Origin of the sequence: Kocuria rhizosphaerae (genome assembly GCF_044462265.1) — a bacterium.
In the GTDB taxonomy this organism is placed as follows: domain Bacteria; phylum Actinomycetota; class Actinomycetes; order Actinomycetales; family Micrococcaceae; genus Kocuria; species Kocuria rhizosphaerae.
The window spans coordinates 1-24,233 of record NZ_JBISWL010000144.1; the positions used below are offsets into that span (position 1 = coordinate 1).

Sequence of the window (24,233 nt, forward strand, 5' to 3'; positions counted from 1 at the left end):
ACACGAGCACGCCCTGCGGGCCGCCAGCACGCAGGCCACCGAAACGCGGCTCCAAGCCGCTTAGCACCGTGTCCACGATTTGCGGAGAACCCCAGACCACCGGCCGCAGAACCCGCAGCCGCCTGACACCCGCCGGCCTCAAACACCTTGAAAATTTCCGTTCCGCCAGCTCACCGACCTCACCAACCAGCGCCAGCACGAGATTGCGGGGAGTGTGGAAGCGCGACCAGTCCCGCTCCTCGTTGAACACGGATAGCTGGTGCAGTACGTCCTCGAAAGTCTTCGGCATGCTCGCCCTCCCTGGGTCCGTCATTGGTCAGATCATGCTGATCCGCAGCCACACTCCCTGGCCGGGGAACTCTTGGGCCTGTGGACTGGTGGAGGGGCTGTGGCTGATCGCCACAGGCCCCTCCACCAGATGTTCCTAGTCCTCGGGGAGGGCTTCCTTGAGGTAGGACTGGGTGAACTTGCCCCAGTAGGTGCGCAGATCGTCGAACTGGCTGGGGTCCTTATGCAGGTTCTCTCCCTTGGCGTAGGCCATGATCAGCAGCTCGATAGCGGCTTCGGCCTTGCGGAGCAGCGCGACCAACTCCTCCGGGTCGGTCCCGTTGGCGCCGTTGTCGGTGACCTTCTTGATGGGGTCGAACACATCGCGCCACAGCGGGTGACGGTGATTGAGCTTGACGACGGCCTTGCCGTTGAGGTGGTTAATTTCGAACATCTCCGAGCCGGGCCACTGCGCATCCATCATGGTGATGGGCTTCTCCTCGATCAGCTCACGCACGCGCGAGGCAGCCTCTTCCTGGCCCGGTTCGGTCAACTGCAGGTCCTGGAGGATGTCGTTGATGACTTCCTCGGTCTGGGCCTCGGTCATGTCCCGGCCGGCCTGGCCGGGGGGGCTGGTCTGCTCCACCCGGCCCACCGCGGCGGTCACCCCGCTGTGGGGGTCCTGGACGTTTTCGGCGCGGTCTTGAGTTTCGGTCTCGCCCCAGTGGGCGCGGATCTCCTTCCGGGCCATGCGCACCGGCCGGTCCAGCCACCGGCGCAGTTCCTCGCGTAGCTTCGCCACCGGGACCGCTCCGCGCTTGACGTTGCGGACTTGGAAGTACTCGTCCAGATCAGCCGGGAAGCGGACCTCGATGCCGATGTAGCGGTCAATCTTGTCGATACCGGCCGGCAACAGGCGGGGGACGATGTCGTAGTTGATTTCCCGGTAGTTGCGCACCATGCTCACCTTGCCGGCATTGGCCTGGTTGATCTGGAACTCTCGGATGTCCTTTTTCAGGTGATCGGTCTCGCCACCGGCGCCCGAGCGGTGGCGGAACTGGGCGGGAACGAGGCTGACGGTGACGTGGATGCTGTGGCCGTCGGCGATCTCGATCTCCGCCTGATCGACGACGGTGCCGCGCACGTCCAGGGGTTTGTAGCGCTTGATGATCCGGGGGTTATCCATCAAGAACAGCGGGTCCAGCAGGGTGATCGCCTTGCCGTTAAGCTCGATGCGCAACCCCTTCTGAAGGTAATAGCGGTAGGCGCGGGCGATGAAGGTCCGCAACTCGTTGAGCTTCTCGTCCAGGGCGGTGCCGTAGGTCCCACCACTGGAAAGACGGTCGATCTTGCCGTAGACCACCAGGGTGCCGGACTCGACCGCCTCACCCCTGGAGTCGGTCATCATCGAGGCGTAGGCCTCCGGCCAGGAATCGACGGTCGTCCGAGGGATGGTGGTCTGGGTCTTCTGCGCGATCTCGTCCAGGTCGATCCAGGAGTGCCAGATCTGATCGCTGTGGCGCTGCTTGGTGTAGACCTCGATGCGCCGGCCCAGGCTCAGCCCGGCCAGCTTCATGCCCACGCCGAAGCGGCCCAGGCCGCTGCGCTGGTCGTAGCGGGAACTGTAGCCCAGCGACAGCGCACGGGCCATGTGCTGCGGGGGGATGCCCTGACCGTCGTCGGCCACGGCCAGTTCGGTGATCGTCTTGTGCTTGCCGGAACCGCCGGTGGCCTTGTCGGAACCTTCGATGGTGTGGACCCGGATGACCGAGGCTTTGGCTTCCACGGAGTTGTCGATCGGCTCGCCCACGGCGGCGGTGAGGTCGAACCCGGAGTCACGCATCGATTCCAGGGCGGTGTCGATCTGGATGATTTCGGCCTCGGGAGCAGGCGCCTCCTGAGCGGTGGCCTCAGGGGTCTGGAAGAGCGGCTGGTTGATCACGGTGGGTGTTCCTTTCGTGTCGTAGACGGGATGGTCTCCGTCTAGGGCTGTGATGAAGAGGTGAGGAAAGAGGAGGGGCTAGGGCATGGGAGTCAGAGTGCTGAGGCGCTGGGTGAGAGCCAGCTGCACCTGGTGGCGGCAGAACGGGCACTGTGCGCCAGTGGCCGCCGGGGAGGCCGGATGGATGCAGTTGGTCAGTGAGCCCTGCAGATTGTGGAACATGCTGGATTCCACTTCGAAGGCGTGCTGGACACTGTGGTGCACGTCGTAGGTGAAGTACTCCGCCCGGTGGGCGGTGGCATGCTGAATCAGTCGGCGCTGCAGGTCCGTGTCGCTGCGGCCGATGTAAACCACCGCACCGTCCCGGTGCAGGGCGTAGGTGCCGATGCGCCGTTCGGGGACCAGGGCGCGGACCAGCCACGGGGTCAGACGGAAGGGACGCAGGCTGCTCACGCGGCCACCGCCGTGGTCAGGTAGTCCGCGCGAGCATTCTTGCGAGCCCGGGCGATCCTTTCCCGTATCCGCTGGACAGGGACATCGTGCTGCGCGGCCAGATCATTGGCATCGGCTCCTGCGGCCAAAGCGAGCAGCAGAGTGCGGGCCGGGGAGGACAGAGGCGCGGTCTCCAACCAGTACCGCAGCTCCACGACGTCGTAGCCGTCCTCGCGGGCATCGACCTCGATGACGAGGTCTTCGTGAGAGACCACCGGAGCCACACGGCGACGGTTGGCCATGACCTTCCCAGCGTTGGCCAGGGCGCTGCGCACCTGGTGTTCGGGCGGGTTGGTCTTGGAAGGATTGCGGACGATCTCATCCAGCGCGCGGTCGATGCGGTCCTGGGTGTAGAGATCGCTGGCCTTGCGGGACTGGGCCTGCAAGATGAGAATGGCGGTTTCCGCCTCAGTGCTGAACATGGGTTGCTCCCTGTGTCTGACTGCGGCCCCCAGTTGGTGAGACGCGGTCGTGAGTGAGTAGGTATTCAGTTGTGTGGCCCACGATACAGCAGATGCTCCACCTGACGGTGGAGGTCCACCGTGTCGCCGGGGCCTGTACTCCTATAGGGGGTCTGAAAGGAGCACTTGTTGCACGCGCTCACAAGAACTTTCCCACCTTGCTCTGGTTCCTGGCTCCACCGTCCGCGGCGGAAGCTCGATCCCGCTTGCATCAAGGGAGGCGCTCTCCATCAGCGGAGTCCGTGGGCCGTTCTGACCCGCCGGAGTGGCCTATGGGCGGCTCCGGCGGGTCAGCGTGGAGTCAGGCGACGGGGTCGGGCAGGTCCTGCAGGGTGCCTTCCTCCTTGGTGTTGCCGCGGGCGTTATTCCAATCCGTGTGGAGATTGGCCTTCATCTCCTCGTCCATGTACTCGGGGGCGATGAGGTGGACCAACAGGTTGGCCGCGAGGTTGTAGGCCTCATTGCGGGCGACCATGCGGCCATCGGCGCGCACGATGGTGTCACGCCAGATGGAGTTCTGCCCGGCGCTGAAGTCGACCTTGTTGATCCGTTCGATTGCCGTGTTCAGGCTCAGGCGCGGCTGCTTGGTCTTCTCATCCCTGCTGAGTCCCATGGCCCGGACCAGGCCGCGGATGAGGGCGATCTGCCCGACCGGGCGCAGCAGCAGGGTGTGACGGTCGTCGTTGTCGAAGCGGACATCGCGAACAGTGTCGGGGTCCTCCAGGGCGTTCTTGAAGGCATTGACCTCCTCCAGCAGCGTCTCGAACCACGGCTCGACCGCCTCATAGGCCTTCCCCAGCGTCTTCTCATTCGGGGTGACGATGCGGTCGAGGTCGGGGAAGTTTTCGAACTTGGCGATCTGCATGACTCCGTCGTGAACGGCACTGATGGTGGTCAGGTGCTTCATGCCCTTGGACAGGGTGTTAGACCTCCAGTTGACGACCTCCTGGTAGGCCTGCTTACCGGTCTTGGTGTCGAGTACCGGGTCGCCGTCCTCGTCGTAGATCGGACGCGGCGCCAGAGGGCCGTCATGGTCGTTCATCTCCAGCAGCCGGCGGGTGATGATGGCGTAGCCATCGTCTTCGGAGGTGAGGATGTTGTCGGCGCGGCCGGTGGGCTTGGCGTAGCGGTTGACCTTGTTGAAGATCCGCCGGGTCTTGCGCGGGTCGGTGTTCTCGATGAAGATCACCGTCACATCGTCGTCGCCGACCTTGTACTGCTCGGGGCCGAGGGATTCCTGCGAGGTGATCACCTCACGGAGCGCGATCAGGCGGTGCTGGCCGTCCAGGACGATGTGTTCGCCCTTGCCGTGGTCGGTGAGGAAGCCGATCCCCTGAACCCCGCTCTTGTAGGCGTTGGGCAGCTTGGCGACCTCCGAGAGCGATTCGAACTCCAGGGCGCCTTCTTCCACCAGCACGATGATCGCGCCGAAGAAGCGGTCAGGGTGCTGGGCGAAGTAGGGGACGAGCTGCTTCTTGATCCGGCCCATGTCCGCCTCACGCTGCATGCGATCCTCGATGGACAGGCTTGCCCAGGATTCGTTCTCGTGTGCCGGCCGCGCCGTCTTGGTCAGTTCACGGGCGGTCATGGTGGTGATGAAGTAGGGGGTGCTGCCCATGTGGGCGCGCAGTGCTGCGAAGGTGTTGGACACGATGGTCTCCTTGAGTTAGTGGTTGCTGTGGATGAACAGGTGCTGATTGCACAACGGGTGAAGGGCTCGGATGTAGCGGACCTCGGTGGAGGTGAGGTCCTCCGGGGTGGTGGTAAGCCATGAGAAGGTGGGCCGCCCGGCCGGGGCGGCCAGGGCCAGGTGCAGCAGCCGGTTGTGCGTGTTCTCGAAGTGCTCGGCGAAGCGGCGACGCAGGTGCCCGCTCTTGCCCACGTAGAGCGGGCCGCGCAGATCGGCGATGACATAGATGCCACTGGCCCGCGGCACGGCGAGGTCGAAGCCGAGCTGGAAGGACGTCACACCGTCCACATCCAGGCCGGCGGCTTCGACCAGCCGCCGCTCCCGGTCATCGCTGCGCCTGCTGTTGCTGGCGGTGGACCTCATGCGGCCAGTCCCATCAGTTCGTCCTGCTCCTCGTAGGGCGGCAGAGTGCACCAGGTGGTGGGGTCGGCCTCGTCCCACTCCGGCCAGACCTGCCAGGGCAGGAGGCCGCAGGCGATGGCGTAGTCGTCGGCCTGCCCCCAGGTGATGCCCCTCTGCAGGCGGCGGTGGGCGGTAGCGCGAGAGAGGCTGACGAGGTTGCTGAACTCTTCCGGGGTGTAGCCGGTGCGGTCCAGCAGCGGCTGCAGTGGGTAGCGCGGCTCGGGGCCGGTCTTGCGCACCTTGGTGAGAGGGCGCGGAGTAGTATTGGTGGTGTCCATGACTTGGTCCTTCCGATGTGGTGTCGTGAGCGACGGGCGTGGGCGGCGGGGGCGTCTGCCAGGACGCTCCCCGCCCATCGATCAGGTTGTGCAACCAACCGATCCGCTTGTACAACTACAAGGTACCACAGGGGTGTCTCAGTTTGCCAACCCCCCACCCTTTTTGCTCGTCAGTTGTAAAACTGCATGGCGGGGTGTGAGCCACCTTACTCACCGTCGTCTCACTTCCTGCACGGCCTCAAGGGCAGCCAAGTACCACTCCTCCCCACCTGGCGGGCAGGGGTGGTGTGGGCCGCCCCGTCGTTAGGTCCGAACGTTGTGCGGGTCGTTGATTTTCCAGTTGATGGTTGCTTTGCCGAGCGTATGCGGCCGGTGGTAGGTAGCCGAGCGCGCAGTGGCCGCGCAGTGGCGTCGGTCGTGGATGTACTGGCCCTTCCAGCCACCGATAACTATCTGGGCGTCCAACCCGAGTCGTGCCACTTTAGTGGGTTGGCCATTCGGTGCCGGTGGCGGTGAGGATCTCGCGGGCGGTGTCGGTCGACGGGTCGGCGGCGACGTGGGGGTGGCCGGCGATGAGGACGGTGACCTGTTGCAGTGGGCGTAGGGTCTGGACGATCTTCTTGATGCTCATCCCGGTCTGGTCCTGCAGGTGGCGGGCGACGGCCAGGGCGGTGACGACGATGGTGAGGTGGGCCTCGATGGCGTCGCGGTGGTGGTGGAACATGGGCCGGGCTCGCAGGTCGGTCTTGCTCATCCGGAACGAGGCCTCGACCTGCCACAACGAGTGGTAGGAGGCGATCACCTCCGCCGCGGGCATGGTCGTGACGGGCAGGTTGGTGACATACCCCTTCAGTCCGGCCAGGCTACGAGCGCGGGTCAGGGCGTCCTCGTCCAGGCGCGTCGATCCGTTCACCGTCTTCACGAATCGTGGTGTGCGGGCCGGCTTCTCGCCGGCGATGACGGCCTTGGCGCGGTTCTCCTGCAGGGTGAGGGTGCTGCGGTCCCGTGCGGCGCGCTTGGCGGAGTACGCCCAGACCGCCCGCCACGACCGTTCGTGCACCGCGGGGTCCCAGACGGGTTCGGCGCGTTTGTTGACGTCGTTGACGGAGGCCGCCTTGGTGGTGGCCACCCGTGGGGTGATGGTGTCGATGATCTGCCCGTTGGTGAACGCATCCCCGTGCCACCGGAAATGCGAAGCGAGGTCGCCCGGGGCCTTGGTGACCCGCGAGCCGACGATGAACCGCACCCCGGCCGCATCGAGCTCCTTGAGGTTCGCCGAGGAGAGCATGCCCGCGTCGGCGACCACCACGATGTCGGCGAGGCCGTGGCGGTGCTGGAACTGCTCGATGATCGGCAGGATCGTCGCGGTCTCGGCCTTGTTGCCCTCGAAGCACCCCACCTCCAGGGGAAACCCGGCACGGTCCACGAGCAACCCCACGACGACTTGGGGGTCCACGCGCCGTTCCTTCGAGTAGCCGACCTTGCGTAGCTCGTCCTCCTGCTCGGCCTCGAAGTAGAGGGTGGTCACGTCGTATAGGACCAGTGACAGGTCCCCGTGACCGGCGGCGTGGGCGAAGCACGCCGCCGCGACCTGGTCGCGGTAGCCGCGTTCCTGGGCCCGGGCCAGGCACCGGAACATCGTGCGCAGCGACGCGTGCGGCACACCGAGCTCGTCCAACACCCGTAGCGAGTCGGCCTTGCTCGTCGGTTCCACGATCCGCGCCAGCACCAGCGCCCTGAACGCCTCATCACCCAGGGCATCGAACCCCAGCCGGGCGTACGCGCTGGTCAGCACGTGCCACAGCAGCGCGCTGCTCTTGCCGGTGATCACCGATTGCCCCGCGGGCACCGCGCCCGCGCTCAGGTCGAGCTCGCCCTGGCCCGGGTGCATCTTCACTCGAGCCGCCTCCAGCAGCGCGGTCGGCTCGGCGTCGGTGTGCGCCGAGCCCAGGTGCTCCAGGATCTTGTCCCGGCCGCCTCGATGTTCAGCGATCTGCACCGCCGTCGCTCCCGACGCCGTCCGGACCTTGCGCACGAACACCACGACCCGACCCTACCCACCCGATTAGTGTGTCGCCGACCCCAACCACAAGACCCTGACCAGCGACAACACCAGCCAAATCAGCCAGGAGCCCTCAAGTGGCACGAGTCAGGTGTACTGGCCCTTCCAGCCACCGATAACTATCTGGGCGTCCAACAGCGAGTGAAAGCTGTTGATGCTCAACCACTCCTCACGGAGCCGGCCGTTGAAAGATTCGACGTATCCGTTGCACCACGGCGAGTCGGGTGAGGTATATGCCCGACCTGCGAGAGTGCCCGCCCATTCGGCCATGGCCTGGCCGATGAAATCCCGTCGATGCCCTCTGAATACTGACCCTCGGGCGCCGGGCGGATTGAATCCGTCCGGCGATAAGAGGTCAATATTCACTCGGCGTTGACAACTCGGGCCCGTTGTCGCTGCGCAGCACCGCCGAGTGCCTGCGCTCTACGACGAGAACCTCGAGCTGGTCGATGACCGGGCGGTGATGATTGAGCGTTCCACTAGCCTGTCGAGGCATTCGCTGGTGTGCTCGTCGGCGTCGAACTGAAAGTCCACTGCCCACGTCGCGTTGGGTGCCTGGGCCGCGGGCGCATCGGCGCTCGAGGACCCAACCTGCTTGCAGCGCCGGCGTTGCGGCACACGCAGGCCCTATGGCACCATAGCCGCTGGATTTTTATTTGGTTCACGGCCCACCCTCGGCTCGGGCGTCGTGATACGCACGCCGGTATCCCCACCGCGGGTCTTTCTTCGCGTACGCGCGCAGCCAGTCCCACAGCGCCTATCCGAATCCGCATCGATGGTGTCGTAGAGGGGTCAGTGCCAGGCGAAGCGGCTCAGCCCAGCCAGATGGCACGGCGTCTGTGCGGGTCTAGGGTTTTCCCCTCAACCTCCCGCCGTTTCAATGTGGCGTTGCACTTTTCCAGCTTTTCAGCCGCTTGACATCGTCGGCTCTTCATCCCGCCGTACTGATTCCGCCATTGGTAGTACGTCGGCTCCGAGACCTGGAGCCCACGGCACACTGCCGCGACACCGGCATTCTCTCCAAGCAGCCGGTCGGCCTGACCGAGCTGATGCACGATTTGCTTCAAATTATGCCGCTTCCTCTTTGTCATGATGCGACCAGCCTATCTGTCCGTGGACACGGGCGACAGAATGACTCTCATAACGAATGGACCACAAGAACAGGGACAGGCCACCAGCACCTGCAGTGGCAGGCCGCTCCGGTCGGTCAGCAGGTGGTACCTCGTGCCCGGTTTAGACGAACTCCATCTTGTCGTAATCTGCTAATTTTCATTTGTTTTACTGCAGGTCCCATGAAAATGGCCCACTAGCCCCCACTGACCGGGCGCGAACCAATCCGGATAACGATATGGCACCCGGGGGTATAACAGGTGAACAACCTGGAGGAATCGATCATGCTCTTCCCGGGTCAAATTTATAGCGGCCTCAATAGCGCCAAACACACTCGGTGAGACGTACAAGACCGCCTCGCGTCTTTTGCTGGGTTCATCGTCCGACCAACGTGACCCTAAAAGAACGGCCCATTGTTGGTCATGAAGCCACAATAGCCAGGCGCAGCATTCATTAGGCAGAGGACCCTCGTCGAACCATAAGTTTCTAAGCTCCCCTTCATCCAGGCTTTCAGGATTATCAAAGGTATGAATACTCGATATGATCTTCCCGATATCGGGAAGCTCAAGTTCACCATGGGTGCGGTGCCAGGCAGGCATAAAAACTTCAGCGTCCATAGCTCTTTCACCACTTTTGCCGGGATATATCTGATCCCATTCTAATTCGCCGTAGTCAAATGCGTCCTCGTCCTCCACGATAAGGTGAAGGCGTTCATACTCAGCTTTTATATCCCAAAACTCGCGACCAGCGAAGTCGGTGTAATAACTGAACATCCCATTTTCCCCTTTGGTGGGTCTTGTTTTCACGGGAACTAATATTGAACAAAGATGTGTCATTGGTGCGCTAAGATTTGATGCTGGGCATGAATCCGGACTTTCCGGATGCGGGGTATGGCGTTACGTGCCTCATGCACCTATAGGGGGTGTAGCAACAACGAATGTTGCATTAATACAAAAGCAAATAGTTCTCCTAGTAACTCACTTGCAAGTGGTTTCAATAGGGCTTTGTGCGGTAGTCGTCCGGCGCAGATGGTGGTGATCGCCGGGGTGGCCACAGCAGCGGTGGCGGCCGCGCTGCGGTCGTAGCGCACTGCCAGGAGGCGGAAGGCCAGCAATTAGCAGATGGTGCGTTCCACGACCAGCGGTACCGGTCGAGGCATCTGCTGGGGTGCACGCTAATCCGGGTAAAACGGGCAGTGATCTCGCGCCGGCGCAGATAACGGCGGACCCGTCGGTTGCTGTAAGAGGTGGTTTCAATAGTCTTTCCGGGGCAGTCGCCGAGCGCAGATGACGGTGATCGCCAAGGTGGCCACAGCGGTGATGGTAACCGCGCTGCGGTCGTAACGGGTGGTCAAGCGGCGGATGGCCAGTAGCCAGGAGATGGTGCGTTCCACAACTCAACGGTGCCGACCCAGCGGTTCGCTGGAGTCCACCCCGATCCGGGAAATCCGGCAGTGATGCCACGCCGGCGTAGATAGGCCGCACCCGCCGGAAGGCGCACGGGCCTTGCCCACAGGCAGCTTGCCCGGGTGGCGCCGAGCTCGTCCGCGGCCTGGGGGTCCCTTGACCGGTGTCAGCCCGTCCAGGATCGGCTTCACGAGCATGGAGTCATACCGGTTGGCGCCGGTGATCGCCACCGCCAAGGGCCACCCATCAGTAGTGACGAGCAGGTGGTACTTGGTGCCGAGTTTGCCGCGGTCGGTGGGATTGGGGCCGGTCAGCTCGCCCCCTTATCGCTCGGACGCTCACCGAGTCCAGGGACGCTATCGACCAGTCCAGCGCCCCATCCTGCCCGAGCTTCTCGAGCACGGCATAGTGGAGCTTCTCCCACACCCCGGCTTCTTGCCAGGCTCGCAGAAGGCGCCAGCAGGTGATCCCGGAGCCGAAGCCCAGCTCGGTCGGCAACTTCTTCCATGCGATGCCGTGCTCGGCCACGAAAAGGATGCCCTCCAGTGCGGCCCGATCGTCGACCCAGGGTCTGCCGGTTCTCCCGTTCTTCACTGGCGGGGGCGGTGGGATCAACGGTTCCAGCAGCTCCCAGAATTGGTAACTGAACAGTCGTCCGGACGCTCTCTACCTCGCCATGGCAGTCATGATCACCGGCCTGGCCGACACCGCTCAACGCCTCAGCCATAACTACTAAAACTACTTCCAAGCCTGCGCACCGGAAGCCGACCAGACCCCATCTTCTCAGCAGAGCCCCACGGGGCCCGCTCGGCCACCCGGCGGAAACGCGAACTAGAGTATAAGCTCGCCAAGTTCCTGCAGTCGGAGAAGGTGGAGCCGCAACGGCTGAAGATCACGATTGCCGGCTAGCGGTTCCGCGCCTTGCTTATAAGACGAGGAGTATGTATGTTCCCCAGGAACCCATGGAATCGCAAGTCTTATCAAATATGGGATTCGATTCATGAAAAACTTATAAGGTGGATCGGTCGTCGCGGTACACAGTGTCGGATAGAAGGGCGCGAGGCCCGTCATTCGGGTCTTCTGGATTACCCCGAAATGCGCACTGAAATAACCGACTATAGAACGACCGCCTGGTTCGCCTGCGGGGAGAGGAAGTACAGCACTGTCAATCCAAGGCACGTATAATCTGCACTGCGATTGGGGAGAACGTGTCTCAAATAGGAGCCAAACGGAGGGATAAGACAAGCTTATGGAGCATCTTGCGTGGAGACCTTTGCGCTCTCACATTACGATATTGGCCGATGCAATCTCTGGCGATCCACCAATTTTGCACAAAAAGTCCGGGAATGTGCACGATTCGGCGCCATTACCTGGGACCCAGGGGGAAACCGCGCGGAATTGGTATCTCACGCAAGAATGGTTGCGAATGGCGGCTGGGCTTAAGGAAGTCATCGTTCACCCAATGGATGAAAATCATCCATCAAATTGGATGTGTAAACCAGCTGCTGAGTATGCGGCCGCCAGAAATGATCAAGTTTCCTTAATTACTACCGAATATACAAGACACCTTTATATTTCTAATGCGCTCGACCGCTACTTGGAATACCTGGCGTTACCCAGTCCAAAAAATAAGGGGAATTGGGTGAAAGCAACTTATTTTCTCCAGTCGTCTGGGGCATCAAAAAAAATTGCCCCCTGGCTACCAGCGAATTCTAGAAACCCTTCGCCATTATGCATATGAACATGAAGACTTGGTCGCTGACGACAATGTGCGTAGAGCCTTCGCTGACACTCATTGGCAAGACGAGTCAGGGACTTTGCTAATGGTTTGCTATAAGCTGCGTCACCCAATGGCGCATGGAAGCGCGCTATTCGTTACACATGGCGCTTTTGATGATGAAAGTGCAAATATATTATTGAGGGCGTTGGCGGTGGCCTCGCAAGGTTTACTGTTGAGCTTGCAAATGTTATTACAGCTTGGTGATGACCTGGAATATGAGGGTATACATGACTTTCCTCCAGGGGATGGGTGGCCGGTATGGGATCCGTCTAGTGGGTGGTACGAAATCGACTCTCCTCGACCGTCTCAACTATTTCAATCGCTCCACCTATTGCCACCAGAAGAAATTGATAGTTGAGTACCTAGACTTAGAGATGATTTGCGGTCGGAGATAGACAGGCCCGCGGGGCGGTGGCGATCACGGTCGTCATGACGAGGCAGGGCTCGCCCCATCGCCTGTGCGGCGACCAAATGTGGGACGTGCAGAAACCATTGATGCTGCAGGTTTCTTCAGCGAAACTGGATATCGGCGGCGATGATGTCCTCGCAGCGTTAGAGCATCTTTGTAGGTCAAGCTGGAGCCAACGGCCACCATCGAGCTCACTTTCTCCGTGTTGGGCCAGCAGCCGATCATTGCCGCGGCGGAGAGGTTGAGTGGGGCGGGGGTGGTGTGGGGCACGAAGTGCTCCTGTTGTTGGAGACTGGAGCGTATGGAGGCTGCCAGAGCGTGTACAGCGGGCCCTTCTAGCCAAGGCTCTGTGGGTAGGCCGATTAGCTCACCGCGGCAGGGCGGACCATCTTCGATCTTATGGCCGGGTCTGCGAGTTAGGTGCCGTCCACCTCACGCACGATGGTGGACGACCGTGTGAGGGCCGTCCACCACGCATCGTCTTGTCCGGGGAGGTTGCCGACTCATTGAGCGGCGTAGTAGGCGTCCTTGACGGTCTGGTGGATCCGGCCGCGATCGGAGACCTCGTAGCCGTTCTCCTTCGCCCACGCCCGGATCTTCGCGGTGTCCGGATTGCTGCCCGAAGCGCGGGACCGGGCGCCGCGGGCACCGGCACCACGGGTGGTCTTGCGACCGACCTCCATGAAGGGGCGCAGGGCCTCACGCAGTTTCTCGGCGTTGGTGGTGGAAAGGTCGATCTCGTAGTCCTTGCCGTCCAGAACGAAGGTGACGGTGTCGTCGGCGGGGCCGCCGTCGAGGTCGTCCTCGAGGTGCACTTCGACTTTCTGGGCCATGGGTGGTGTTCCTTTCGAAATCCGGGTGGCGGAGTGGATCAGGGGTGGTCGGGGTCGTCGACGGGTACATCAGTGGACGCGTCGTCCGTCGGTGCCTCTATTGGTTCCACGGCGTCCGTCGGGGTCGTGGTCTTGGTGCGGTTGCCGGTGATCACGGTGCCCTCGGTGGTGAGATCCACACAAAGCATGCCGTCCTCCATGAAGGGCTTCCACCGTCGAGTGGCGGTGGTGTCGATGCCGTAGTGGGCGGTGAATGCGGTGGCCGAAACAATCGCCTGCCCCGATCCGCGCTTGGAGCCGTTGCGCACCGCGTAGGCATGCGGAGAGGACTCATCGACCGTACGCAGCGCCATGACCTGACGGTCGCGATCGTAGAGCAACTCCACCGTCTCGGCGTTCCCGATCAGGCCGTGGGCGGCCTTGTTCAACGAGATCACCCCACGCTTTTGGATCGTTACACTCGGCGCCTTCACCAACGGTGTCATCCTCTTGTCGAAGACTTCGAACGGCATCGTTCCTCCTCTAGATCGCACCGAACCAGACAATGCTCATCGTAACCATTGCACGCAGTGCCGATGCACCCACCACCGTGCTGGAGGTGCGTCTTGGAAGGCAAACCTTCCGAGACAAATCGGAGGCGCGTCGACAGGGCATGATTGAGGTGAGGACGATGGTTACGGAGGACATCACTGTCGTTGGTGGCGAGACCTCATTACTCGTTGTCGCGATCTCGCCGCCACTCGAGCAACTTGTTCAGCACGGTGCACGCCGCCAGCTCCGGGCTCTCGCCGTCGGAACCGGCGTGCCAGAGAGGAACCATCCCTGTGGCAATCACGTCGTGATCGTTCACGACGAAGGAGAAGTCGTCGACGGTGCACAGCAGGCGCGGGCCGAACATTTCCCGCATGTAGTCCCGCCTCTCCTCGGACTCGGCCAGCGGTTGCACTCGCACAGAACGGGTGGAACCGTAGCCGGTTCTCACGAGTGCAGCGGCGAACTCTGCCTTCCACGAGGAGGTGACTGTCTGGATGACCACGCATCCCCTGAACAGGAGGCCCAGCTCGGCCTCGAGGCGGGCCACGACGAGATGGGGACCGCTGGTGGTGAGCACCTCCGACCAGCTCATGAACGGCTCGCCGTTGAGCGAGATGCCCTCGCCGGCACGCAGGAACTCGATCCGGGCGCTTCCCAGCAGGACGGCGAAACCGTCTCCGGGACCCCCCGTCGGCTCGACCCACCCGTCCGTGTGGTCCTTTTTGAGCAGCCCGGCCGCGATCGTCCAGCTGAGCAATTCGATGAGCTGCCGGTCCACGGTGAAGTACTTGGAGGGCGACTGCTCGGCCGGTTTCTCCTCCGCCGCCTCGGCAGGCCGCGCGTCCGCGGAGGCCAGCTCCCACAGGAAGCCTGCGTTGGGTCCGGCATGCGGAAGAGCCTGCACGACCCTCCGGAGTTCCTCCCACTGGGACTGCCCCGATATCAAGGCGCCATACCGCGCCGCCACGGTGGGCGTACGGCTCTCACCGCCAAAGCCATGGAGCAGGATGGTCTTGCCCTCGCGGCGGAAGGTGAGAAGCGTGCGAGCCGCGTCTTCCAGGACGAAGGTGAGGTTCAAGTTGTCCTGCGGATCGTCCGAGTCGACGAGCCAGAACCAGGCGTGGTCGTGATGTTCCACGGACCGGGGTGTCTGCCTCGCTCCGAGTCGGCACAGGGACACGACGGCCTCCGCCCGGTTGCGATCGAGGGCGTCCAGCCCGGCGAGCTTGACTCCGGGATCGCTCGGGTGCGCCACCGTCGTCGTCGGGGCGGCGTCGTTCGGCGCCATGTGCTCGACATCCGGCCAGTGTCCCGAGTCCGGGGCAAGACCCAACGCGGCCGCGACCGCTTCGCGCATGAGGAGGTCGGCGTTTAGGGCATTGTCCCCACGAAGGTGCCTTCGCAGCTCGAACGGGATCGCCGAGAAACCGTGCACGGCGCCCAGCGCAGTCCCGACGAGCGCCGCCACCGGCAGTGCATCGTGTTCGTCGAGGTGGTCCGGCCGGATGACCTCCGCGAACCGGTGGGAGCGCCGAGAGGTGGTGGCGGTGGAGAGCGTCAGCCACGACCAGCTCAGTAGGTCGAAGGGCCCGGCGTCGTCGACGTCGGAGATGACGCCCTGCTCCATGCCGCTGATCATGTCCGTCCATTCGTAGCGCTCCTCCTCGTCGGCAACGAACGGAACGCCGGCGTAGAGATCCGCCTCTCCGTGGAGCACGGCATGGTGAAGCATCACTGCCCACAGCGCACAGCAGGTGCCCATGGACTTCAGGTCGGGGAAGTTCAGGTCATTGCCGGCGTCCGTGCCGACTTCGTAGCTCTGCCGGAAAATCTTCTCCGGCGCCTCATGGAGGTTGCGCAGGACCTCTCCACTCACGTGGGCGAAGACAGGAAGGACGCTCTCTCGCCAGTCGGTTCCCGACCACCGCCGGTACGGGAACGTGCCGTGGCCTTGCGCCAGCGAGAGGGCGTGCTCCGTGATGCGGGTCCATGTGCGCAAGGGCTGGAGGCTATCTCTGTGGGGGCGCACGAGGGAGTCCCCGACAGCCATGCCCACCAGCAGGCCCGCTGCCCTATCCTGCTGGGCGACGGTGAGTTGGAGCGGCAGTGGCCGCTGTTCCAAGGGGTAGTCCTCAAAGGGATTGTCGTCGCTCACGGAATGCGTCCTTTCGGGGAAGCTGATGGAGGAGCCAGCAATGACGGAGCCGGCCCTGGCGAATGGCTGGCAAGCGCGTGCTCAGGTTCCGACGTGCTCATACGTCATCACCTGCCGCACCGTCGGCTGGCAGCACACCAGCACCAGCTCCCGCACGCGCCCGCCGGTGATGCCCTCCAGCTGGCCTGCGTAGAGGGACAGTTGATGCCGGTAGGCCTCCTGGCTCAGCTCGGAGAGCGCCATGTCCGTCTTGTAGTCCACGACCACGTAGTCCCCTCCCGCCTCCCGGTACAGCAGGTCCACGACGCCCTCGAGCACCGCGCCGTCCTCGTCGATGGTGGCGACCGGCAGCTCCTTCCAGTGCTCGGCCGCGGCGGCCGCCCGCACGGGAGGGGAGTCCCACGCGAAGCGGGCGCAGGCCAGCAGGGCCTCGGTGTCCGGGAGTCCGTGCAGTTCGGCCACGACGGGAGCGTGGCGGTCGAGCGACTCCCGGTCCGCGAGGTCGCACAGCTCCATGAGCCGGTGCAGGGCCGTGCCGAACTCGGACCCGTGGAGCAGGGCGCCGCGGGACTCCGAGGGAGGGCTCTCCAGCGGCACGAGCCGCTCGGACTCCGCCAGGGACGGGAGCTGCGGTGCGGCGGGGGCGTCGTCGTCGCCCGTCGGCGGTTCCACTGAGGAGGGCGACGGGACAGCATGACCGTTCTCGTTCGCGGGAGGAGGGGGCGTGGCGTGGGCCACCCGCGTCACCGAGCGGCTGCCCTCGATCCGGGACAATTCGGACCAGCGCCCGCTGACCGCGGTCCACTCGGCGAGCACCTCGTCCCAGGACCGCTCCTCCGGTACGGCCTCCGCCCGCCGTCGGCTGCTTTCGACAGCCTCGAACGGCAACTCCGGCGTGCCGGCCACGTGCGCCTTCCGCAGCTGCGCCGCGTGCGAGGACTCACCGTTCTCCGAGACCGTGTACATCGACACGACCAGGTGGCTCTGCGCCCGGGTGCACGCCACGTAGAGCAGCCGCAGCCGTTCGGCCGCGAGCATGTCCTTCTCGCGCTTCTTCAACTCCTCGTGGCCGGCGGTGGTCAGCCCGGTCTTGAGGGAGACCTCCATGGTCCCGTCCTCGGCGAAGAGCACGTGGTGGGTGCCCGACCGGGGCGTCGAGCCCGTGCCGGCGAGGATCACCACCGGGTACTCCAGGCCCTTGGCCGCGTGCACCGTGGTGATCCGCACGGCCTTCGCGTCGGTCTCGGGGACGACCGCCTCCTTCACGCGGGCGCCCTCCGCCGTCTGGGTCTCGGCCCAGCGCAGGTAGTCCCGCAGGCTCCCGTGCGTGGCGGTGCCCCAGGCGCGGGCCTGGTCCACGACGAAGCGCAGCCGTCGCCACGTCTCCCGGTGGCGGGGCGAGTCCGTGGCGGCCTCCAGCACCAGGAACTGCTCGAGGATGCACTCCATGAGGTCCGCGACGCCGCTGCGGGACAGCGCCCCGGAGAGATTCCGCAGCGCCAGCATGGTGCGGGCCACGCGGGTGTCCTCGAGCCCCTCGGGGGCGTCCGCCCGGTAGTTCCACCAGCCGCCGCCGAGGCGCCAGGCGGCGAGCTCGTCGTCCCCGCAGCCCAGGATCGAGGTCCGCAGGGCCAGGACGAGCCGGCCCGAGTCGGCCGGATTGGCGAGTGCCTGCAGGATGAGCATGAGCTCCCGGACCTCCGCGGCGCCGTAGACCAGGGAGGACGCCTCGGCCCGGTAGACGATGCCCGCCTCGTCGAGCGCCTTCTCGAGGACCTCCAGGGACGTGCGGGTCGGGAGCAGGATCGCGATGTCCTCCTCGGTGACGGGACGGGTTTGCGCGTCGTCGCGCCCGTCCTGGTGCCGCCAGGCCGGCCCGCCGGTCCGGCCCAGTGCGGTGAGCACCGTGTGCGCGACGTGCCGAGCCTCGCGCTCGTGGACCTCCGCGGCCTTGAGCCTTCCGCCGTCCTCCGCGCCGGGCAGGGTCAGGCCGATCACGCTCACGGGGTGCCCGAAGCCCTCCGGCAGCGGCGGGCGCGCCGGGTCCGGCACGAGCGGCACGTAGGCCGGCTGCCGGCCGTGCTCCTCCTCGATGAGCGTGCCGAAGACCTGGTTGACCCACTCCAGCACGGGACCGACGGACCGGAAGTTCGTCCGCAGGCTCGCCACCGACGACGACGAATCCGCCGCGGCCCGCTCCTGGAAGCCCAGGTAGGTCTCGATGTCGGCCCGCCGGAAGCGGTAGATGGACTGCTTGGGGTCGCCGACCATGAACAGGCGGCCGCCCTCGACGGGCAGCTCCTTCCACCGGTCGGGCCCGCACGAGACGGAGGAGGCCAGGCGCAGGGCGATCTCGGCCTGGATGGGGTCGGTGTCCTGGAACTCGTCGATCATCAGGCACGCGTAGCGGTCGTGCAGCCGTTGCCGGACCTCGGCGTGCTCCTCGCCGACGAGCAGGTCCCGGGCCAGCACGAGCAGGTCGTGGAACTCGAGCCGCCCCTGCCGGCGGCGCTCATCGGCGGCCTCGTGCAGCACCGCGGCCATGACGGCGAGCACGAGGTCGAGGGCCGGGCGTACGTGGGCGGCGGCGAGCTCGCCCGCCAGCTCGCGGATGCGCTCGTCGAGGGCCTTCACGTCCGCGATGTCGTTGGTCCAGTTGGCCTTCTTGCCTCGCGCCTTGCCCTTGGCGGGCAGGTTGCCGAGGTGGCCGTGGAAGGCCCGGGTGCCCTGTTCGCGCCGGTCCTCGAGGGCGCCAGCCCACTCCAGAAGGGCCGCTGTGCGGGTGAACATGCCGTCCTCGGGGTCGGTGCAGCCGCGCCGGGCGCCGTGCAGCTCCTCCCGTGCGGCGACCAGCTCCCGCCACGGCGCGGGGTCGGCCTCCGCGGCCGTGCCCGCGACGTTCCGCGGCAGCCGGTCCCAGTTCTCGTCCATGGCCCGGGCCGTGTCCCGGAGGTTGCCCATCGTCATGTCGCAGGAGAACAGGACCTCCATGGCCGCGGAGTGCTCGGGCTTGCCGAACAGGGAGCCGACGATCTGCTGCCACCGGTCCTCGAACGCCAGCGAGGACTCGATCTCGTCGAGGGTCTCGATGCCCGGCGGGACCCGGGCCTCCAGCGGGTTCTCCCGGATGATCCGGGCGGCGAAGGAGTGGATGGTGCCGATGGGGGCGATGTCCAGGTCGTGCAGGGCGGTGCCGCGGCGGGAGCGCACGGCGTCGTCGTCGTGCCCGGTGGCGAGCGCGGTCCGGACGCGCTCGCGCAGCTCCCCGGCCGCCTTCTCGGTGAAGGTGATCGCGACGACCGCGGTGATGGGCGTGCCGCCGTCCACCAGCGCCACGACGCGCTGGACCATCTCGCGGGTCTTGCCGCTGCCGGCGCCGGCCTCCACGAACACGGAGTGGCCGAGCTCGTGGCGGATGGTCTCGCGGGCGGGCTCGTCGACGAGCGGGATTCGCGCGGTCTCCGTGGTCACGGGGTGTCCTCCTGGATCAGCAGGCCGAGGTGGGGCTCGAGCTCGGGGGCGCCCTGGAGCTTGCCCCACAGGGTTTCGACGTCACGGTGGCCGGAGACGGTCGTGACGTTGGTGTAGCGCTCCGACTCGGGCAGGTGCGGGAAGACGCCCGCCCGCAGCGCGGTGACGATGCCGTGCGCGGTGCCGCGGAGGGCGTCGACGACGTCGTCCGTCAGCTCGTAGCCGACCGGCTCGCCCGGGGCCCCGAGGAAGCAGTACTCGGCGCGCACGCCCGCCCCGTTCCCCAGGGAGCGGGCGAACAGCCCGTAGACGGGCAGCTGGAACTTGGTGCCGCCGGCGGTCGGGTCCTCCGGGGTGAGGTGCGCGAACCGGTCCCGGCGGCCGGACTTGTAGTCGACCACGCGCACCGTGCCGTCCTGGTGGCGGTCCACCCGGTCGACCTTGCCGCGGAAGCGCAGGACCGTGCCGTCCGGGAGGTCCAGGGTGATCTCGGGGTCCTCGCCGAAGGCGACCTCGGGGGCGTCGAGGCCCCAGCCGTCGGCGTGCTGTGTCTCGAGATGCGCGTGGGTCTCCCGCAGCTGGTCCAGCATCTCGGCGCGGTGGTGCTGCCAGAGGTCCTCGATCCAGTACTCGTTGCGCTCCCGCTCCATGATCCGCTCGGCCTCCTCGAGCAGGTGCTCGACCGGTGGGAGGGCGCCGTCCGCCAAGGCCTGGTTCGCGTGGTTCTCCAACGCCTCGTGCAGGATGTTCCCGCGCGTGCGGTGGTCGATCTCCTGCGCGAGCTCCCGGTCCGCGAACAGTTCGGCGCCCAGGACCTTCGTGACGAAGTAGCCGAAGGGGTTGTTGACCCACTCCTCGAGCGCGGTGGGGGAGACGGGACGGTCCAGGAAGTCCGCCGGGAGCGCGTCTTGGCCCGCGTGGCCGGTGAAGCGGCTGAAGTGCCCGCGCCGCCGGTCCGCGCGCAGCTGCAGGACGCGATCCAGGTGCTCGTTCCCCAGGGCATGTGGTTCGTGGCCGCTTCCGGCGAGCCACTGCTGGCGTAGCTCCTGGGCCGTGGCCGGCTGGGGTTTCTCGTTCGTGGCCCAGCCGGCACTGTCCCGCAGGGCGGCGACGGCAGACGGGATCGCGGTCTCAGGCTCCTCCCGGCCGAGCAGGGCCGGGAGCCAGCGCGAGGGCAGGTAGCTGCGGCTCTCCCGCAGGCTGCCCCGGGGCTGGAGCAGCAGCGGCGCCGGGACGACGCCCAGCGCGGCCTCGAAGAGCTCTCGCTGTCTCCGGACGCGCTCGTCGAGCTCCGGCAGGCCCTCGGTGCGTTTCCGGACCTCCTCCGGGAGGAGCGCGTCCTCCTGGGCGTGGACGGGCACGAGGCCGTCGGCCAGGCCAAGGAACACGGCGTGGTCGAGGTCCCGGCCCAGGGCGTCGCCGAGCGAGCCGGTGGTGACGCCGGTGCCGATGCGGCCGGTCCGGGAGCGGTGGGCGGCGACGACCTCGTTCACCGTGTGCGCCACGGTCCGGGGGCCGGGGGAGGAGCCGCAACCGTCGAGGTCGGCCAGCTCCGTGAGGGCGTCCCGCAGCATCGTCCGGGCCCCGGCGCGGGCCGGGTCCTCGGGGCCGGTGGCGGCCAGGAATTCGTCCACCAGGGAGAGCAGGGCCTCGGAGGCTCTCGCCCACGTCGTGGCCTGCGCCACCTGGTGCAGTTGCTCGCTGAGTGCCTGGTGGAAGGCGTCGAACTCCCGCTGGTCCTCCCGGCGCTTCCGCTTCCTCGCCGCAGCCCGCTCCTCCTCGGTGGCCTGTGCGGTGCCCTGCTCCGCGCTCCGGTCCGCTGCGCTCCGGTCCTCCGCGGCCGTGTCCGCCTCACCGGGGGTGTCCTGCTCGCCGGGGGTCGCCACCGGCTCGGCGTCGTCGTCGTCCTCCGTGCTGACCGGGTGCACCCAGAGGCGCTCGCAGGCCGCGGAGGAGGGCAGGGGGAGGTCCCGGTGGCGCACGAGGCCCTCTGCGATCGCGTCCAGCAGCGGCCGGACGGGCAGCAGCTCCCCGGGCGCGGGGAGGTGGTCCAGCAGGCGCAGGACGCTGCGGGCCAGAGGGGTGTCGACGAGCTGCACGGGCGCGGGGCCGTTGAACTCGATGCCCGCGTCCTGCAGCCGGCGGGAGACGAGCGGGCGGTAGATCTCCTCGGAGGACCAGAAGACGCCGATGCGGTGTCCTGGTGTCCCCTCGGCCAGCCAGGACGCGACGGCCCGGACAGCGGCGCGTGCCTCGTCCTCCGGGTCGGAGGCGCTGGTCCATCTAGCTCGGCCGAGCTGCGGGCGACCGGGCCCCAGGGCGTCACGGTCCCCGATGCCGAGCGCCTCGAGGACCGCGGTGGTGGCCGGATTGGGTGCCGTGGGCAGGGCGAAGGCCAGCACCGTGCCGAGGTTCTCCACCTGCCCGCCGGCGATGCGCCGTGCCGCGGTGGTCAGCGCCTCGTGCCGGGACCAGAAGCCTTCCTGCAGCCGCTCCGTCACGGCCTGGTGGGCGCGGTGCACCTCGTGCACGACCGGCGGGGCTCCGGCGGGATCGAGGTCGATGCCGTCGAGCGTCGCCGAGCACCGGGCGAGGGCTTGGGCGGTGACGGGACGGTCCGCGCAGTAGTCGAAGCGGCCCGGCTCCACCGCCAGCAGCCCCGCCGCGGCGGCCTGCCGGACCGCCGGGGTGAGCGGCTTGCGGGCGCGGGCGGCGTCGTCGGCGAGGAAGATCTCGGTGGCGAGCTGGTCGACCGTCACGGCCCGCACGTTGGCGACTCCGTGCCCGCCCTGCTCGGCCGCTTCCCGGGCGAGGCGCCGGACGACGTCGAGGCCGCTGGCCGGTGTGGGGACGAGGATCGTGATCCGGGCCAGGGGAGAGTCCGTACGGGCCTCGGCGACCCGTCCGGCCAGGGTTGTCCACGGGTCCTGCTCCTCCGGGGTTGCTGTCACGGCGCTCGTCCTTCCCTCGGGGACTGCGGGAACGGCAGTCCGGCGGATTCCACCCGAAGATGTCCTTTGCCGGCGGGACATATGCCACCGGTCGATTTCTTTTCGCAATCCACTGCCCGACTCTAGGGGGAGGGTGAGACATCACACAGTTGAGGTCGCATTGTTTTTTCATCGGCGGGCACGACACAGGAATGTGCGGATCCGCGCGACCCGGGAAGTAGGGCGCAATCGGAAGTTTCAGGCTCCTGTCCCGTCGTCGTCGAAATGTGAAGGCGTCCGGCCGTAGGAGTCCGTCTCGGGGCGGCGCCGGTCCGCGCGACAGCGATATGCTTCGCTGTAGCAAATACATTCCGAATCCAGGACGGTCATGAAGTTCAACACGCCCCCCAATTGGCCGGCACCCCCCGCCGGCTGGACGCCCCCGTCCGGATGGAACCCGCCGGAAGAATGGGCTCCCGCCCCGGAGGGATGGAACTTCTGGGCCCACGATGACGGTGCCGAGCCGGACGAGCCGGTCGGCACGGATCGAGGGCCGAGTGGTTCTGCACAGGAGGCGTCACAGTGGTCGAGCCCGTACGGCCCCGGTGCCTACCCGCAGTCCGCCGCCTACGGGATGTCGCCAATGCATCCCGGTCCCCACCCGTACCAGGATCTGCGGTCCATGCCGGGATGGCGCCACCGGAGCAATTCGATCATCGTGGGGATCGTCGGCCTGGTGTTCTCCTTCTCGCTCATCGGTCCGTTCGTCTTCGGGCCGGTCGGCCTGGTCCAGGCCTCTCGGGCGGAGTCCATGGGAGTCGCTGCCACCGGGGGAAAAGTTCTCGGCGTGATCAACCTGATCGTCGGCATATTGGTGGCGTTCTTCTTCCTTGCACTACTCGGAGTCTGAGGAGGCATCTGTAGCCCACCGAGGCCACGGCGACGTGGGTGCCGTGGCCGTGTTCAGGACGTCAGGGACGACCTCACGCGGATCCGGCCTCAGGACCTGGAGCCTCGTGCACCGAGTTGTTCCGCGTGGTCCACAGTTCCTGCACGACGACGTAGTCGTGGATGGTCGACGACCGAACGGGGGAGCCGACCTCTCCGCTGATTCCGCGCCCGCCACTGCCCCGAAGTCCTTCGGCGCACTCACGCAAGATCTCAGAGAGGAATCACCATGGCCAACGCGACCGCCCCCGAACCGGAGGAGACGCCGACGGCTACCGCCGAGAAGGTGTCCGAGCAGCTCTCGAAGATGGTCGGCAGCGTCATCGACACCGGCGTTGGTCCACTCGCAGGGTCGATCAATTGGGCCGAGGATCGGTTGGCCCGCGTCCAAGGAACCCGCTACGAGCCCAACGACGGACCGACACGGAAAATCAGGCCCGGCGAGCGCGAGGATATCGAGAAGGTGATCAAGAGGCTGATCATCGAGTCGGTCGAAGCGGCCGGTGTCAACGGTTTCGTCACCGGGCTGGGTGGTTTCATCGCGATGCCAGTGACCCTTCCCGCGAACATGGCGGGCGCACTTGTGATCAATGCACGTCTCGCCGCCGCCATCGCCTACCTGTGTGGGTACGACCCCAAGGATCCGCACGTCCGCACGGTGGTCACACTCATCGCGGTAGGTTCGAGCGCGCAGAACATTGCGAAGGCGTTCGGTATCAAGGTCGGTGAGAAGGTGGCGATGCAGGCGATCAAGAAGCTCCCGATCGTGCTGATTCGCGAGATCAACAAGAAGGTCGGCTTCATGCTCCTGGCCAAGTACGGTTCGAAGCGTTCGCTCGTCACCTTGGCGAAGGGGGTCCCGCTCGTCGGTGGGGTGATCGGCGGCGGAGTGGACGCGACCATGACTGGCGCTATCGGCCGCACTGCGCGAGCGATGTTCCCCGTCGATTGATCGGTCGATTGATCGGTTCGCTTTCCAGCTGTTGTGTGTTCGCCGAGCCGGGTCCTCGTCGTCGCGCACTTCTATGCCTGGAGGCCGAGCAGTCGCAGGTCCTCTTCGACC

General features: G+C 65.8%; 16 protein-coding genes and 4 pseudogenes. 3 read left to right on the forward strand and 17 right to left on the reverse strand.

What is annotated here, in order from left to right:
- The 12 genes and pseudogenes from ACH9EU_RS16820 to ACH9EU_RS16875 form a co-directional block, all read right to left on the reverse strand.
- A pseudogene (locus ACH9EU_RS16820) lies at positions 1 to 289 on the reverse strand (hypothetical protein); the annotation flags it as partial.
- 135 nt (positions 290 to 424) lie between these two features.
- Positions 425 to 2,209 (reverse strand): ATP-binding protein, encoded by a 1,785-nt coding sequence (locus ACH9EU_RS16825; RefSeq protein WP_396415053.1) that lies wholly within the window; start codon positions 2,207 to 2,209, stop codon positions 425 to 427.
- Positions 2,210 to 2,287: 78 nt separating this feature from the next.
- On the reverse strand, positions 2,288 to 2,662 hold the full coding sequence (locus tag ACH9EU_RS16830; RefSeq protein WP_396415054.1) for a hypothetical protein: 375 nt from the start codon (positions 2,660 to 2,662) through the stop codon (positions 2,288 to 2,290).
- On the reverse strand, positions 2,659 to 3,123 hold the full coding sequence (locus ACH9EU_RS16835; RefSeq protein ID WP_396415055.1) for a hypothetical protein: 465 nt from the start codon (positions 3,121 to 3,123) through the stop codon (positions 2,659 to 2,661). Before ACH9EU_RS16835 ends, ACH9EU_RS16830 begins: the two co-directional genes overlap by 4 nt.
- A gap of 340 nt (positions 3,124 to 3,463) precedes the next feature.
- Positions 3,464 to 4,813, reverse strand: a complete 1,350-nt coding sequence (locus ACH9EU_RS16840) for a DGQHR domain-containing protein (RefSeq protein ID WP_396415056.1) — start codon at positions 4,811 to 4,813, stop codon at positions 3,464 to 3,466.
- A gap of 15 nt (positions 4,814 to 4,828) precedes the next feature.
- On the reverse strand, positions 4,829 to 5,215 hold the full coding sequence (locus ACH9EU_RS16845) for a GIY-YIG nuclease family protein (protein ID WP_396415057.1): 387 nt from the start codon (positions 5,213 to 5,215) through the stop codon (positions 4,829 to 4,831).
- A complete protein-coding gene (locus ACH9EU_RS16850) occupies positions 5,212 to 5,532 on the reverse strand; it encodes a hypothetical protein (protein ID WP_396415058.1) in 321 nt (106 codons plus the stop codon). Before ACH9EU_RS16850 ends, ACH9EU_RS16845 begins: the two co-directional genes overlap by 4 nt.
- 334 nt (positions 5,533 to 5,866) lie before the next feature.
- Positions 5,867 to 5,997 (reverse strand): annotated as a pseudogene (locus tag ACH9EU_RS16855) (IS3 family transposase); the annotation flags it as partial.
- A gap of 16 nt (positions 5,998 to 6,013) precedes the next feature.
- Positions 6,014 to 7,576, reverse strand: coding sequence for an IS1634 family transposase (locus tag ACH9EU_RS16860; RefSeq protein ID WP_396415059.1), 1,563 nt, complete (start codon positions 7,574 to 7,576; stop codon positions 6,014 to 6,016).
- A 111-nt stretch (positions 7,577 to 7,687) separates the two neighbouring features.
- A pseudogene (locus tag ACH9EU_RS16865) lies at positions 7,688 to 8,688 on the reverse strand (integrase core domain-containing protein); the annotation flags it as partial.
- A 168-nt stretch (positions 8,689 to 8,856) separates the two neighbouring features.
- A complete protein-coding gene (locus ACH9EU_RS16870) occupies positions 8,857 to 9,510 on the reverse strand; it encodes a hypothetical protein (RefSeq protein ID WP_396415060.1) in 654 nt (217 codons plus the stop codon).
- A 446-nt stretch (positions 9,511 to 9,956) separates the two neighbouring features.
- Positions 9,957 to 10,761 (reverse strand): annotated as a pseudogene (locus ACH9EU_RS16875) (IS5 family transposase).
- 643 nt (positions 10,762 to 11,404) lie between these two features.
- Between ACH9EU_RS16875 and ACH9EU_RS16880 the strand changes: the two are divergent.
- On the forward strand, positions 11,405 to 11,851 hold the full coding sequence (locus tag ACH9EU_RS16880) for a hypothetical protein (RefSeq protein ID WP_396415061.1): 447 nt from the start codon (positions 11,405 to 11,407) through the stop codon (positions 11,849 to 11,851).
- Between the two features lie 951 nt (positions 11,852 to 12,802).
- Here the strand turns inward: ACH9EU_RS16880 and ACH9EU_RS16885 are convergent.
- From ACH9EU_RS16885 to ACH9EU_RS16905, 5 genes are all read right to left on the reverse strand, one after another.
- Positions 12,803 to 13,132, reverse strand: coding sequence for an Lsr2 dimerization domain-containing protein (locus ACH9EU_RS16885; protein WP_396415062.1), 330 nt, complete (start codon positions 13,130 to 13,132; stop codon positions 12,803 to 12,805).
- Positions 13,133 to 13,170: 38 nt separating this feature from the next.
- Positions 13,171 to 13,644: a hypothetical protein gene (locus tag ACH9EU_RS16890; protein WP_396415063.1), complete on the reverse strand. Its 474-nt coding sequence runs from the start codon at positions 13,642 to 13,644 to the stop codon at positions 13,171 to 13,173.
- A gap of 200 nt (positions 13,645 to 13,844) precedes the next feature.
- A complete protein-coding gene (locus tag ACH9EU_RS16895) occupies positions 13,845 to 15,821 on the reverse strand; it encodes a hypothetical protein (RefSeq protein ID WP_396415064.1) in 1,977 nt (658 codons plus the stop codon).
- 81 nt (positions 15,822 to 15,902) lie between these two features.
- Positions 15,903 to 19,292 carry a UvrD-helicase domain-containing protein gene (locus ACH9EU_RS16900; protein WP_396415065.1) on the reverse strand — a complete coding sequence of 1,130 codons (3,390 nt, stop codon included), beginning with the start codon at positions 19,290 to 19,292 and terminating at the stop codon, positions 15,903 to 15,905.
- The gene (locus ACH9EU_RS16905) at positions 19,289 to 22,243 is read right to left on the reverse strand and encodes a PD-(D/E)XK nuclease family protein (RefSeq protein WP_396415066.1); all 2,955 of its coding nucleotides are present in this window, start codon (positions 22,241 to 22,243) and stop codon (positions 19,289 to 19,291) included. The genes ACH9EU_RS16900 and ACH9EU_RS16905 overlap by 4 nt, the downstream gene beginning before the upstream one ends.
- A gap of 367 nt (positions 22,244 to 22,610) precedes the next feature.
- Between ACH9EU_RS16905 and ACH9EU_RS16910 the strand changes: the two genes are divergently transcribed.
- Complete coding sequence (locus ACH9EU_RS16910) at positions 22,611 to 23,132, forward strand: hypothetical protein (protein ID WP_396415067.1); 522 nt, start codon at positions 22,611 to 22,613, stop codon at positions 23,130 to 23,132.
- A gap of 267 nt (positions 23,133 to 23,399) precedes the next feature.
- Positions 23,400 to 24,122 (forward strand): EcsC family protein, encoded by a 723-nt coding sequence (locus ACH9EU_RS16915; protein ID WP_396415068.1) that lies wholly within the window; start codon positions 23,400 to 23,402, stop codon positions 24,120 to 24,122.
- Positions 24,123 to 24,233: the final 111 nt, after the last annotated feature.